Below are 14,103 nucleotides of genomic sequence, written 5' to 3' on the forward strand. Positions count from 1 at the left end.
GATGGCATGCCCACGCTACCGATCAATGAATCCTAGTCCGAGCAGGAAGGCCCGGGTCTGCGTAGGATCCTTGAATACTGCGGTGTTGCCCAGGATTCGCTTGCAGACATCGCCCAATTCCCGGCGTATGGCCGAACGGATCCGGTCAGGATCGCGCGATCCCCCCAGCATGACTGTCAGCTCATCCCACTGATTACGGAACGCCTTTAAGGGCTCAGGAAGATTCTCGCCATCTTCCAGGGCTTGGGCGAGTCTTGTCAGCTGGGGCACCAAGCGGCCTGGCAGAACGAAGAGACCTTGGGCTTCTATTAATCCTATGGGCTCCTGCTTGATGGCATAGAACTCAGGATGGACGTGGAAGATGCCGTCCGGATACTGCTCGCTGACTCCGTTGTTGCGCAGAATCAGGTTCATCTCGTATCCCCGGTCAGTGATGAGCACGCTAGGTGAGAGCGCTGATTGACGGCCATGGGGACCCTGTGGGCGGACGTTCAGAGCTTCGTCGGAGTAATCGATCCAGCCGCGCCGGATCAGGTCACTTACCTCAATGATGTCCTCCCGATCACGACCTATCAGGCGGATGGCCGTGCCTGGCCAGTCCGGAATTTCGATCAGAATTCCAGATATGCCAGGCAAGGACATGGCCATCCTGGCTGGAGCCTTATGCAAGGGCAGAATCTCTCCTCCGCCCTGGTAGTGGTCGTGGGCCAGCACCGATCCGCCGATTCCCGGCAGAGCGGCATTGCATCCAAGGAAGTAGTCTGGGAATCGATCCACGAAGTCCAGAAGGTTGCCGAAAGTCTCTCGATCCACACGCATGGGCCTATGCTCTGCATTGACGCAGATGCCATGCTGGTCAAAGTAGCCGTAAGGAGAGAATTGCCAGAACCAGGGATGGCCGCCAAGGGTCACGCCTAAAGTGCGTAGGGTGCTCCTGCCCCGTCCTGCGAAACCTTCATTTGCTCTACATATGGTGCATGCCGGATAGCCGCTGCCCACCCGATTGCCGGCTGTGGCTTTGGCCATGGTGCGGAACTCGGGTTTGGCCTGGTTGATGGTGATGATCAGGCCTTGGGATTCGAACCTGGGGTTGCGATCCAGGCTGGCTTTTTTGATGTAGGTCGATGCGATTCCGTAATCATAGAGCAAGCGCATGGCGGCCATGGATCCCTTTGCCGCCTCAACAGCGGCGAATCTGTCGGCCACTTGGGATGGGGAACGGGTGATCTGTCCCATGAGGCGATCAGTGACCGCTGCATCCTGATCAGCTGTGAATACACCTGCGTCGTGGGCATCCCTGCAAAAAGTCGTCAGCAGGTTGGTGATCTCTTCGGCTGTGGAGCCTTGGCTCGCCAATTCTTGTGCGGAAGTCCGGTCGCTAGGAGTATAGGAGTCCAAATTCAGCAGTGCCAGTAGACGGTTGCGCGTCCAGTCCGTGTCGCGTTCATCCAATTCCAGATGCCGTCGGGCAAAGTCGAGAAGGGCATCCAAGTCTGCATCCAGGGCAGGTTGTTTTTCAGATTCCCGTGAATCGGTCCGTGGGTTCATCTGGTGGACTCCAAGATTTGCCCGACCATGCTGGCAGTCTGATTTGTGGATTTTTCCATCTGACGGGCCAGGGTCACCTGGGTGCGGCAGCGCACCAGGTTGTGCTCAGGATAGGCGACGGCGAAGTAAGTGTCCCCTTGCAGGTAATCAGTCAGGAATCGCATGCCGCATTCCTCGGTCATCAGCAAGGCGCTCAGGGGAAGCAGACTGGCCTCCCGATCGGTGATGCTTGAGCGGACCGCTCCAATGAACCCTTGGGCGTAGGACTGGAAAAGATCGGTGTCAAAGTGCACCTTTTCCAGGTCCTGTTCGTCCTCCAGCGCAGTGGAGGCCCCGAAGCGGATGGCGTCTCCGAAGTCGAAAAGCATGGAGCCGGGCATGATTGTGTCCAGATCGATGATCGCCCTGGCTTGGCCGGTGGTCTCGTCCATGAGGATGTTGTTGAGCTTGGTATCGTTGTGGGTCACCCGCAGGGGGATGGTCCCATCAGCCAGACCATCCATCACGGTGCCGTAACGGTCTGCGCGCTGTCGGAAGAAATCAATCTCCTCCTGGCATTCCTTGACCCGGCCTCGGCGGTCATCCTCGATGGCGGCCATCAGATCACGGAAGCGTTTGGGCGTGTCATGGAAATGGGGGATGGTCACGTTCAACTGGGAGGCATCGAAGTCGGCCAGATAATTCTGGAACCGCCCGAAAGCGTCTCCGGCGTTGCGGAAGACCTGGGGGTTGGGCACCATCTCATAGGATCGGGTGTGCTCGATGAATTTGTAGACCCGCCAGGCCCCTTGGTCGTTTTGGTACCAGGAGGCGCCCTGGTCGGTGGGTACGATGTCCAAGGTCTCCTGCCCCTGCGAGCGTAGGAAGTCGGTGACCAGCTCAATGTTGTGCATCAGGGCAGCAGTATCGGGGAAAACAGTCGTGTTCATCTTTTGCAGGATGTACCGTCGCCGGTCGGTTCTGGCCAGGTAGGTGACATTGATATGCCCGTTGCCGTAGGGAGTAACGTCCTCCAGACTGCCCTGCATGGCGAAGTGTTCTGCCACCTGACGCAGCGCGCTCTCATCAATCTTCATGGTCCCTCTTTTCCGAAGGCAGCTGTTGCCAGACTATGGCCGAGGGGCCCAGGTCAAGGGCTCGGCTTGTTCCACCGGGAAGACGAATCTCAGTCCTCTGCTCCATTTCGCTGTTGTTGATTACGCAGAAGGTTCCGGCCTGAGGAAAGACGGCCACCTCGCATTCAGGATTCTCGCTGCTCCACTCCCGGTACTGCTTCTCCTTGTGGGCCGCCCAGAACAGGGCTCGTTCCAACAGGCGGGCGTTGACTGCCGAATAGGGCAGTCCAGACAGATAAACTCCGCGTCCGCTGCCGTAGTCACGCACCGCCAACTGGACCTGACCGTCATCAGCCCTGAGCAGGCCTGTTTGTCCATCGATGGGGTAGGTGTCGAGAATCGGGTGACCGAAGTCGGCAGGGGCGTTCCCCGGCAGATCATGGGTGATGAAGTGGTCTTGGATGGGCGCGGAGAAATGTTTGTCTACAGAAAGCGTCCGGTAGCGCTCCTGATCCACGCCGAAGATGTCAGCCAGCTGGAAGAATCGTCCCTGCCAGTCCAGAGCCGTGGGCTGGCCGACTCCAATCAGGCCGCCGCCGTTTTCCGTCCAGGTGCGCAGAATTCGGACCAACTCGGGGTTCTTCCAGACTGTTCCGCCGCTGAAAGCGGTGCCTTCCGGCCCGCCGCAGATGATGACGTCGATGTCCTGGTCCACGCCCTGGCTCAGCAGATCGTCAAAGCTGATGAAGCGGACAGAGACCCTCATGCCGGAAAGGGCTTCCAGGATGCCATAGTAGGAGGCGGTCTGCTGGTTGGGCAGGGCGTGGGCCACTGTGTAGGCCATCCAGGAGCGCATGGCCCCCCAGGAGTTGAGCACCGCCACGGTCAACTGGGTGGCGGCAGGGCGGCTGCCTGTGTGTCGGTGCAAGTCACGGAACTCCTCCGCGATGGCTGCTACGGTGTCCACGAACTTGGGGAACTTTATAGCCAGCGAAGGATAGCCGCCATAGCCCATGCGCGATATGGGGCTGCGCAGGATGGCCCGACGGGCCTTCCTCCAGTTGTCCAGGCCCTCGATGCTGGGGTCGTTGCCCTCATGGAAGGTGTCTGGGAAGAAATATGGAAGGAAGCGTCCCTCGGTGTACCGAACCCCAGGTATGTCGGCAATCATGCGCAGGGTGGTTCCGTCGCCGACGGAACCGACCACTGCATCCAGTTTAAGGTCGGAGAACCCGGGCCGATAGGGTTCGGTGCCGATCCACTGGTCGCCTAGGAACATCATGGCTTCCTTGCCCGCGGCGTGGGTCATGTCGACCATGGTGGCCACATTTGCCCTTACAAAACGGCTGATGAAATCCATCCAGTCGCGCTGTGTTTGCGTGGGGACTAGGAAGGAGGAATTGTAGGAGCCGTCCCTAACGAAGTCCTCGGCCCGTGGACGGTATCCATATTCTTGTGAGAAATCCTCGAGGGCTCTAGGGCTGACCGTACAGGCGTATCCCAGCCAGTCGACGATCTTTTCCTGCTGATGCTGGTCGTAGAGCAGGGTGAATTGGTAGAAGAAGGTGGTGAATCGAACCACGTCGGTGGAAGGGTTGTCCCTCAGCCATCGGGCGAAGGCCTTCATGGCGAAGTCGCGGGTGGCGGGGTGGTAGATGTCCAGGGGAATCTGGTGCTCCCGATCGCCCCAGTTGTTGGTCAGGTGGTTGTACATCTCCACAGGATCCCAGATGATGCGAGCCAGGAAAGTGACCGTATATTCATGCATGGGCATGGCACCCTCGATGTGGACGCGGTCCAAGTCAGGGTCAAGATTCCAGGATTCGTCGGGCAACACCGCACCGGTGGTCCGGTCGATCACCTCCCAATATCGGTGGGGGTCGTCGTCGCGGTTGGGGGTGAATTGCTGGTCGAAGAAGCCGGCCATCAGATCGATGTCGACCCGTCCGTTCTGAGCCAGGACCCGATCCGTCAGCAGAAAGACCTGAGGCGTCTCGTCCATATGCTCGCGGATCCACTCGTTGTAGCCCCTGGCTGGGAAATAGGCGCTATAGACTTTTTTCCCCAGTCCAAGCAGTTCCTTGTCCAGGCTGGTGCCGTCGGAGTTGCGGATGGCATCCGCCCCCCACCTTCGGCAAAGCTCCTCGGTTTGTTTGACAAAGTGCTCCTCGCCAGGCAAGGTGAATCGGCCTGTGGTGCTCATATATCAACATGCTCCTTCGCGGATGGATGAATTGTTTGGTGGATGAGCCTCAGCCCTTGACAGCGCCGGCGGCAAGACCGGCCTGCCAGAACCGCTGCAGGCACAGGAAGAGAATGATGACCGGCAGCACCCCCAGCAGGGCCCCCATCATCAGAGCGCCTCGGTCGTTGAAGGTAGGCAGGGAAACCATGCCGTACAGACCCAGGGTCACTGGGTAGAGTCCCTCGCTGGAGAGCATCATCAGTGGTAGCAGGAAGTTGTTCCAGGTCGCCACGAACAGGAAGAGGAAGATGGTCACCATGGCTGGTGCCAGCAGTCTGAGGACAATGGTGAAGAAGATGCGCGCCTCGCCGGCTCCGTCAATCCTGGCTGCTTCCAGCAGTTCCGTGGGCACTGAGCTCTGTGCATATACCCTTCCCAGGAAGAATCCGAAGGGTGAGACCGAGCAGGGGATGATGATGGACAGCATGGTGTTGTCCAAATGCAGGGCCTGGAAGATGGAGTACTGAGGAATGGTCATCAGCGCGGCAGGCATGAGCAGGGAGGCCATGACAACGGCCATCGCTATGCCCTTCCCGCGGAAGTTGAACTTGGCTGTTCCATAGCCGGCCATGACCGAGACGATGGTTCCGATCACTGCGGATACGCCCGAGTAGATCAACGAATTGGCAACCCACTGCCAGAATCTGGCATGTGTCCAGCCCAGTAGCTTGCTGTAGTTGGTGGCAATGGCGTCGGGTAGGTCCTTGAGGCTCGATGCGAACCAGATACCATTGCTGCCGATCAGCTGGGAAGGCGACTTGGTAGAGGCGATGACAGCCCAATAGATAGGGAAGAGGAAGTAGATTAAGGTGATGATCAGGACAACCACCGTGATGATTTTGGCCAGGTGGGAAGGGCGCATGGAACGTGGCAGTTCCTGGGTGGATCCGGCTTTTGAATGAAAGATGCTCATTATTCATTCACCTTCCTTTCAATCCAGGCGTAGAGGAAGGCCAGAACGCCGGCAATCAGGGCCATGACGATGGCAATGGCCGAGGCTGGTCCGTTGCCCTTGGGGGTTAAGGTCCCACGGGAGGTGTTCATGGCCATCATCATGGGCGTGAAGGAGTTGGAGATGCCTGGATCGGCTGTCTGCATGACCTGGGGCTCGTTGAAGAGTTGGATGGTGCCGATGATGGAGAGCAGCATGGCCAGCAGGGCGGCGCCGCGCACATTGGGCAGCTTGATGTGCAAGGCGATCTGCAGACCGGTGGCCCCGTCTATGCGGGCCGCTTCGTACAGATCGTGGGGAATGGCCTGCAGGGCTGCTAGGAAGATGAGCATGTTGTATCCGGTGAAGGTCCAAGTGGTGATGTTGGCCATGGATGCCAGGACGACCTTGCCGGCGAAGAAGTCTACGGTGATGCCTATGGAGGATAGGCCCTTGACGATGGGTGAGATCTGCGGGTTGTAGAGGAAGACCCAGATGATGGATGCGACAACTCCGGGGATGGCATAGGGCAGGAAGTAGCCTAGACGGAATGGGGTCACGTGCTTGACCATATAGGAATCCAGCACCATGGCCAGGGCCAGGGCGGCGATGATCATAATGGGCACCTGGATCAGGGTATAGATCAGCACACGGCCGATTCCTGACCAGAAGGCGGCCGAGGTCACCACATATCTGAAGTTGGCCAGACCCACGAATTTATTGACCATGGTTCCGCCCCCGTAGGCGCCGCCACCCGAGGCGACGTCCTGGAAGAAGCTGGAATAAATGGCATAGATGATAGGGATGATGAAGACCACGATGAACAGGATGCCGAAGGGGGCCATGAAAGCCCAACCCGTGCGTTCGGCACGTTTCACCGCATCCGAGCGTCCCGCCCTGCCTGGTCGGGCAGCTGACGACCGACGTGTAGCACTCATTCTGGGTACACCTGTCCTTGTCTTAAAGAGAAAATGAGATTATGACCGAGCATGTTTGGGACCCGAAACACGTTCACCGGCTTCGGGTCCCAAACCTCGGGAATGGTCCCGCTCGGTCCTGATGGCGTCGATTACTTGGCGACGGCCAGGCCGTAGTCCTTGAGGGTGGCTACAGAGGTGGTCTGTGCCTGCGAGAAGATGTCAGCAACCTTGGCCTGCCCGGTGGCAGCCTTGGCGGCAGTTTCTGTCATGGCCGCAGCTACTGAGGAGAAGCCAGGCATGTAGGTGAAGTCGCCCATGTTTTTGTTGGCGGTGGCGAATTCCTTCATGAGGTCCTGATCGCCGAAGAAGGATGACCAGCTCTCGGGGGTCTTCGCTTCCTCGGTGGTGGCGGCCAGTACCAGACCTTGGGAGGTCAGGTCCTTGACCTGGGTGTTGAACCAGTTGAGGAACTCCATGGCCTGTTCAGGATGCTTGCTGCCTTTGAGCACAGCGACGCCGGATCCGCCGTCTGGGCTGGATTTGCCTGAATTGCCGAACCAGTCGCCCAGCTGGGCTACGCGCCATTCACCCTTGCCGGTATCGCCCATGGTGTCAACGATGAGAGGTGCCTCCCAAGCGGAGCCCACAGTACCGATCAGCTGGCCGTTCTTGAGCGAGGCATCGAAAGAGGGGTCCCAGCGTGGATTGGTTGGAGCAGCCTTGGCATCCAGCAGCTGCTGATAAACGTCGGCCACCTGCTTGGAGCCGTCGGTCTGGGTGTCCACCACCCATGCATCGTTCTTCACGGTGTACCAGGGCTTGGTGGCACCGGCCAGGCCTGGCATCATGTTGCCGGCCTCGTCGGGCTGGTAGGACATGATGTACTTGCCCTGTGCAGCCGTCTTCTTGGCGGTTTCGATCAGTTCGTCCTTGGAAGTGGGCACTGAAATGCCCAGCTTGTCAAATTCAGCCTTGTTGTAGAAGTAGACCAGCGGGCCAGTGTCCTGCGGTAGGCCGAACATCTTGCCATCAATGCCCATAAGCTTGTATGCACCGGGGGAGAAATTGTCCTTGTACTTGGAAGCTTCGGCACTCACGTCCTCCAGCATGCTCTTGGTATAGACCTCCGGCAGCTCGGCATAACCCACTTGGGCCAGATCCGGTGCGTTGCCGGCCTTGACATCGGTCTCCAGCTTCTTGATCATCTCGGCTGACTTGCCGTTGAGCTTGGTTGCCTTGACCTGAATGTTGGGGTGGGACTTGTTCCACCGCGCAACGATGTCATTGACGGGGGTCATGTTCGGCTTGTCCGGTAGCCGATGCAGGTAGGTGATCTGCACTTTTTCGTCCGACTTGGAAGACTCGCTTTCAGATGAGGACTTTGACGCCCCCGATGAACCGCAGCCCGACAGGGCGATGCTCAGGGCCGCCAGCGACGTCACCGCAGCGAGTAGTCGTTTCCCTTCAGATATCATTTCCCGCTCCTTTACGGTAAATGGCCGTCGTCGTCACCAGACGACCAGTTTCAGATTAACACATTAGGTCTAATTGTCAACACTATTTACAATTCATGGATCGGTCTTCCCTGCCTGGGCATCAAATCAATTCCCCGCCATGGTCTTGGTTTTGCCGCCTTCATGTCGGTCACGGCTGTCGGTGTTTACTTGTTGATAAATTTGTATCAGCTGTAATTGCATGTTAGAGATACGAAAAGGGGCGGCGGGGTATAAGACCTCGCCGTCCCTTTCAGTCTGAGTCGCTGTTATTAGTTAACTTCGTTTCCCCTGACTGCGCCTGGTCAGGAGGAGACCAGTTGTCAGTCCGAGCATAACTACGACCAGTAGGGAGGTCACCGCGACGCCTGTCGCCGATAGCCATCCGTCCTGCCCGTGAGCATTGGGGTAGGTTGGCTTCTGCTGCATATTCCCCTTGCCGCCGCTGAGGCCAGAACCATTGCCTGTGCCGGTGATCGGATTCTTTCCGGTATCTGATCCGGTGCCGATACCACCTATGCCTGTGCCTCCTGTGCCAGTTCCGGGTATTGCGGGCTGAAGCTTGCTGATGGCCGTCTGCAGATTGGCAGCCGCCAAGGCAACCTGATAGGCCGTGGCCTGCTCGTCGGCCAGCACCTGCTTGGCTGCGGCCAGCTTATCCTGCAAGGTCTTCCAGCTGTCCGGAGTGTAGTCGGCCTCCTTGAGTCCGGCAGCCTGATTCACCAAATCCTTCAGCTCGTCCTTGTCTACAGGTTCCGCCAAGGTCGGCAGGGTGCAATCGGTGGTCAGACGGAGCTCGGCTGCTGATACATAATGGTTGGCTTCCGAGTCGCTTTGGCCCGTGGTCTCAATTGCAGTCAATCTTACTCTGATCACATTGGATACCGGGGTGAAGGAGATCTTCTGCCAGGTAGTCTGCGTGTCGAAGGTGCCGGTTATCTCTACCGGCTCCGACTGCCCGCTACGGGTCAGAGTAATCTTGTAGCCTTTGATCTTGCCATTGACCGAATCACCGCCCGGCCGGGGGAGGTAACGCAGTCCATTGACAGTGGTGGGCTCTTGCAGGTCGAATTGATACCAGGCTGAGCCGTCCTCAAGGGCGTTTGCGCCCCACTTGGTGTGCCAGTAGGTTGAGGGCTTGCCGTCCTGGGCGTACTCCTTGGGTCCCTCGACGCCGCCTGCATCGGGCTGTTCACTGCCCGCGCTGACTGCATACTTATCCTTGGCTATGTCGCAGGCATCGCTTGCTTGCGACCCAGGCGCTGTGGCCATATAGTCCTCAAGAGCCGTCAGGATTCCGTAGGCATGTGACCAGTCCTGCGGTCCCGAGCCGTCCTTTTCAATCAATAGGCGGGCCTGATCCACCGTATGCAGGTAGGTCAGCCAAGCCTGGTCACTGTACTTTGCACGGCTGTCGTCGAAGCGGTCCCGCACCTGCTTGAGCTTGGCTCGGGCCTCTTCCTGGGTCTTGGACGTGTCTGGAAGCCGCTCGATGCGCAAGTTATCCAGGACAAAGTCCTGGTACCCTCCGAAGTTGGCCGCATCGCCAGATGTTCCCTGGCGGTCGGGTGCCTTGTCGGTCGAGTAAATGCCGAACCAGGAGGCATCCCGAGGTCCGCCAGTCAGCTCGAATTGGTAGTGGGCCGTGGTGCCCAGGGCCTTCTCCAAGGGTTTCAGCTGGGTGTGGGCCGGGTCGAACTCGCCCTGCCCTATGGCCAGAGCGTAGGATCCGGTGGAACCGGCCTGGTAGTCAAAGGAGATTCGGTAGGTGGCTCCGGTCAGGAACCGGGCATTCTGCGGAATGGTCTGGTAGACCAAGGTGTTGTCCTCAGTAAGTCCGTTGATCTTGACCGACCAATCTCCTTGCAGCACATCGTCCATTTTCTTGACGTCCCAGCCCGCCTGAGTGTAGGGGGCGTGAAGCTCGGACAGATGGACGCGGTTGTCTTCCACGCCCTCGGCGCCCGAAACCACAAAGGGCCATATGCCTTGGGCGTTGTGCTCGAAGTCGTTGGTCAAGGTCTTCACGCCACCATCTGCGTCGGTTTCCAGACCCTTGTATTCGTTCTTCACCAGGCGCAGATTGTCGAAGTAGGCAGATCCGTCACCTTGGTGGGACAGGGCCAGAACCGAATTGCCCTGATCCGGCGCTGTGAAGAAGACGTACATGTTCTGGAAGAAGCTGCTGCCGTCCACCGTGGCGCAGTTGGTGTTGTGGGGATCGGCCTGCACGAAGTTCCTGGCCAGGCTGCGTCCAGTGGAGTTGGCAGCCAGTACCTGGTCACCGTTGCGGACCTCCAGGCGTGCCTGGCCGTCACTGCGGTTATCCACGCCCACATAAAGGGCATAACGTGCACCAGGCTCCAGATCCTTTATGGTCTGTGTCGATTCGACTCTGCCATCCAGCTTGAGCATAGGATTGCTGGAAGCGCTTTTGACGATGGTGGCGCTCCCTGAGCCCTTGGTCTGCCAGTTATCCTCAAGGCTTTTCTTGCCGCCGTTGAAGCCTGTGTCGACCAAATGGGAACCTGTGCTCCAGGCGATGTCCGGATTGGCTGAGGTCCCGCGATGAACCACATAGGGGGTTCCCGCTTTGGCGTTCAGAGTGATCTGTCCGTTGACTACAGGTATATCCAATGGCTCGGTCTTTCCTTGGTCACTCAGTCGGTAAACCTTGACTGCAGACAAATTATGCCAGGAGTCAGGCAGGGTCCAGGTGGTCGTGCCGCCGCGGGTGTTCCAGTGATAGAGTTTCTGGTCGTTCGCTGACAGCGGCTTGCCGGTCTTGGTGTCCCAAAGCCATGGCAGTAGGTAGGACTCAGTTCCTTGGCCGCTGCCGTCGCCGGGCGAGACCGCTCCCTGCAGGACGGTTTGGCCGTCCAGCGTGATGGTGCGCTCGCGGTAGGCCGACGATGATTGGTCGTTGGATCCGCGGTCGATGACCACTTGGTGGCCTAGGTCGTCCTTCAAGATTATCCGCTCCTGGCCATTGTTGGCCGAAGGATCCTTAGGAGACTGCTGATCCAAGGGATTGTTGACCCAGCGAGTCACCTTGAAGTGCTGGATGAACTTGGTAGACAGATCGTGGGTGTAAAGGTTGGTTATGTAGGCATCATAATCGTTGCGGCCCTGCCAGCCTTCGAAGTCCTTCATGCTGTAGCCGCCTAGGAGAGGGGCATTGGCTGCGCCGCCGTAAGCGGGGTAGTCGCCGTCCCAGCTATCCTTCTGGTGGTTGCGCAGGAAACGCATGACCTGGGAGTTCTGCCCCTTTAGGGTGGAGCCTCCGTAGGTCAGATCGGCAGCCCAGTGCTGGAAGGTGGCGTCATATTCGTTGGCTGCACCCCATTCGTTGGCTACTCGCCAGCCATTGTCGGTAATCATCTTCGAAAGCTTGCGGGTTTCCCAGGAGTCCTCGTTGCCGGAGGTCCGATTGCCCCAGACGTCCACATAGATGAAGTCCAGATTGTCGCCGACCTTTTTCTTAAGCTCGCCGAATCTGTTTTGGCGGGAACCTGAGGCCAGGTCATGGATACCGTCGATGCCGACCGCTTGGTCAAGCCAGTTCCAGCCGTATTGCAGGTTGCCGTCAGACCGGCGGCGAACCAGATCCTCGTTGAAGGCCTTGGCCTCCGGGTACATCTCGTCGGCGTTGACATGTACGCCGAAGCGGGCACCGTACTTGGCTCCCTCCTTCATCAGGGTGTTCATGTCTTCGGCGCCGCCCATCCGGGTGCCGATGTCTCCGTAGTCTGGATGGCCTGAATCATGTCCCTCGTTGGCGTAGCCCTTGAGTAGGACGGACTGACCCAGCCCATCGGTGTTGAGGTCTACCTTCTTCACATTGTCCAAGGTGCTAAGGAAAGGATTCTGGGCCTGGCTTCCGAAGTTCATGGCAATACGCCAGGAAACCAGATCAGGCACCTCCTGAGCCCCATAAGGGTTGTTCATGATGGCTCGGTAGGCGATGGCCCCGTCCTGCCAGTCGACCCTGCCGTCCTGATTTTCGTCGCCTGTGATGGCCACGGCCATCTTGGGCATTTCGGTCTGCTCAACAGTGAACGCGCGGTTCTTGGAGTCCCGAACCTGACGATGGTAGTACCAGGCTGGGCTGGACAGTCCGAGTGAAGTTGACCCATGAACGCTGGCGGCGTCCGTGAGTACACGGGTGTTTTGACCACCTCCGGCAGTAGAGCTGCCGGCCGTGGTGCCGTCATGTTCGGTGTTGCTCCATAGTCCAGCGCTCAACGATCCTCCTGAGACGAATCCGTAGATGTAATCGGACTTGTTGGGATCGACTGTGGTGTCGTCGGTGATGGGGAAGGTGGTGTCGCCGGATACCTTGGTGTTCGAGGACATGCGTGCGCCTGTGAATTGAGCCCCGTCCTGATCACTGCTGACGGATACCAAATCCTGCCCGGGCAGGGCTATGGTCTGGATGGGGTGGTCTTCACCGGCAGCGTTTTCGATCTTGGTAATGTCCAGGTGCAGGGTGTTGGCCTTGAGCCAGAGGACCGCTGTCACAGTGGCATCGATGTTCTGATCGGGCTTGTGGGCGCGAAGCTGGTAGGTGGCCTTGTCTGTTCCCTGCTGGGTGAAGGTCACGTCCGAATCAGTCAGATCCATGTCTGTGCCGTTGATGTTCAGACGACGCAGATCCTCGTGTCGGCCGTACATGACCCTGTTGTCCAGATTGGTCATTGTGTATTGAACCACCGAGGGGAAATGCTTTCTGACCTGCACGCTCATCTCGGAGGTGCTCAGCGTGACCTTGGCCTCTGAGGTGGCTTTGTTCAATTGCAAGGGCCCTAGGTCCAGGTCGGCACGGTCAACCTGTATGTCCTTGGTGATGTCCTCGTAGCCCTGCTTGCCAATCTGTAGGGTGTATTTGCCTGATTTGATCTGTTGCAGGGTGAAGGCGCCTTCGGCGTCTGTCAATGTCGAGGCTCCCGTCATATGGACCTTGGCTCCGGCGATGGCTCCGCCGTCTGCATCGACGATTCGTCCGGCGACCGAGTGCAGATCAATCGGGTCTTCCTTGAGCTTGAGCTTGACTTCAGTGATCTGATTCTGATAGGCGCCAGCCTTCATGGCCAACCTTCCGGTTAGTGCGCCAGCCATGGGGCCGTAGTCGACATCCTCGAAGGCAGCGCGCCCGTCTACCGTGAGTCCTGCGCGCTGGCCGGTCCAAGTGATTCCTATCGTGGTCGGGGTATCCTGGGCCGGTGCCGGAAGTCTGGTTCCCGTGTACCACTGGCCGTCCCCGCCGTAGCGCTGCCAGAACCAGCCCCCGGAGTCATAGCCAATAAAGAGACCCGAGTTGGGATTGCCATACCCGAGGTAGAACCCGAACCTGTTCTCAGTGCCAGGCTGGGGCGAGCTCATGGTCAAGGTCAGAGCTCCTGGGCTGGTGAAGTCGTAAGTGGTAGCGTCCAAAGCGATGGCCGGGTATTGTTCGCTGACCGTCGTGGAATTGCCGTTGGCGGCTGAGGCCTTGAAGCGCAGCCAGCCATTGGACTTTTCCAACACCTCGCCGCCTTTGGTGGTAGCGGAATCCAGGATCCAATCGTGGTCTGCAGGATTGACGGGAGTGACCCGTGGATTGATACCAGCAGCTCTGGCTTTTGCTTTCGGTCCTGTAGTCAGGATTGACGGGGCATTGGCCTGGTAGGGCTGACTCCCCGTGGCAGCGAAGGCCGGATCCGCGGCCCCTGCGGTGGCCAAGGCGAATACTGTCGCCAGGGTCATGGATATGATGCGTTTCATATTTTAGACAAGCCTCCTTGCCGTCTATGTGATGACTGACGACTGAACCATGAACCGAGGAAGAGGTCGCCCGGAATCCACCACGTCATTGTTTTGGTCAGAACGTCACGTCAATGTCAAATGTAAGTGTAGTAAAGATAATGTTATT

7 protein-coding genes are annotated in these 14,103 nt (G+C 58.3%); all 7 read right to left on the reverse strand.

Annotated features, from left to right (window positions below):
* Window positions 1-15 precede the first annotated feature (15 nt).
* Window positions 16-1,548, reverse strand: a complete 1,533-nt coding sequence (locus tag ACNAOV_RS01040; RefSeq protein WP_416517598.1) for a galactose-1-phosphate uridylyltransferase — start codon at window positions 1,546-1,548, stop codon at window positions 16-18.
* Complete coding sequence (locus ACNAOV_RS01045; protein ID WP_416517599.1) at window positions 1,545-2,624, reverse strand: phosphotransferase enzyme family protein; 1,080 nt, start codon at window positions 2,622-2,624, stop codon at window positions 1,545-1,547. Before ACNAOV_RS01045 ends, ACNAOV_RS01040 begins: the two co-directional genes overlap by 4 nt.
* Window positions 2,614-4,806: a 1,3-beta-galactosyl-N-acetylhexosamine phosphorylase gene (gene gnpA, locus ACNAOV_RS01050; RefSeq protein WP_416517600.1), complete on the reverse strand. Its 2,193-nt coding sequence runs from the start codon at window positions 4,804-4,806 to the stop codon at window positions 2,614-2,616. Before gnpA ends, ACNAOV_RS01045 begins: the two co-directional genes overlap by 11 nt.
* 49 nt (window positions 4,807-4,855) lie before the next feature.
* Window positions 4,856-5,761, reverse strand: coding sequence for a carbohydrate ABC transporter permease (locus ACNAOV_RS01055; protein WP_416517601.1), 906 nt, complete (start codon window positions 5,759-5,761; stop codon window positions 4,856-4,858).
* Window positions 5,761-6,717 carry a carbohydrate ABC transporter permease gene (locus ACNAOV_RS01060; RefSeq protein ID WP_029677622.1) on the reverse strand — a complete coding sequence of 319 codons (957 nt, stop codon included), beginning with the start codon at window positions 6,715-6,717 and terminating at the stop codon, window positions 5,761-5,763. The genes ACNAOV_RS01055 and ACNAOV_RS01060 overlap by 1 nt, the downstream gene beginning before the upstream one ends.
* Window positions 6,718-6,848: 131 nt before the next feature.
* A complete protein-coding gene (locus tag ACNAOV_RS01065) occupies window positions 6,849-8,174 on the reverse strand; it encodes an ABC transporter substrate-binding protein (RefSeq protein WP_416517602.1) in 1,326 nt (441 codons plus the stop codon).
* Between the two features lie 294 nt (window positions 8,175-8,468).
* On the reverse strand, window positions 8,469-13,955 hold the full coding sequence (locus tag ACNAOV_RS01070; RefSeq protein WP_416517603.1) for an endo-alpha-N-acetylgalactosaminidase family protein: 5,487 nt from the start codon (window positions 13,953-13,955) through the stop codon (window positions 8,469-8,471).
* Window positions 13,956-14,103 lie beyond the last annotated feature (148 nt).

Origin of the sequence: Bifidobacterium asteroides, assembly GCF_048001765.1 — a bacterium.
GTDB lineage: Bacteria > Actinomycetota > Actinomycetes > Actinomycetales > Bifidobacteriaceae > Bombiscardovia > Bombiscardovia asteroides_K.

What these genes read in the sequence shown, in the direction of transcription:
- ACNAOV_RS01040 (WP_416517598.1), bottom strand. Translation starts at nt 1,548, where the DNA reads ATGAACCCACGGACCGATTCACGGGAATCTGAAAAACAACCTGCCCTG.
- ACNAOV_RS01045 (WP_416517599.1), bottom strand. Translation starts at nt 2,624, where the DNA reads ATGAAGATTGATGAGAGCGCGCTGCGTCAGGTGGCAGAACACTTCGCC.
- gnpA (WP_416517600.1), bottom strand. Translation starts at nt 4,806, where the DNA reads ATGAGCACCACAGGCCGATTCACCTTGCCTGGCGAGGAGCACTTTGTC.
- ACNAOV_RS01055 (WP_416517601.1), bottom strand. Translation starts at nt 5,761, where the DNA reads ATGAGCATCTTTCATTCAAAAGCCGGATCCACCCAGGAACTGCCACGT.
- ACNAOV_RS01060 (WP_029677622.1), bottom strand. Translation starts at nt 6,717, where the DNA reads ATGAGTGCTACACGTCGGTCGTCAGCTGCCCGACCAGGCAGGGCGGGA.
- ACNAOV_RS01065 (WP_416517602.1), bottom strand. Translation starts at nt 8,174, where the DNA reads ATGATATCTGAAGGGAAACGACTACTCGCTGCGGTGACGTCGCTGGCG.
- ACNAOV_RS01070 (WP_416517603.1), bottom strand. Translation starts at nt 13,955, where the DNA reads ATGAAACGCATCATATCCATGACCCTGGCGACAGTATTCGCCTTGGCC.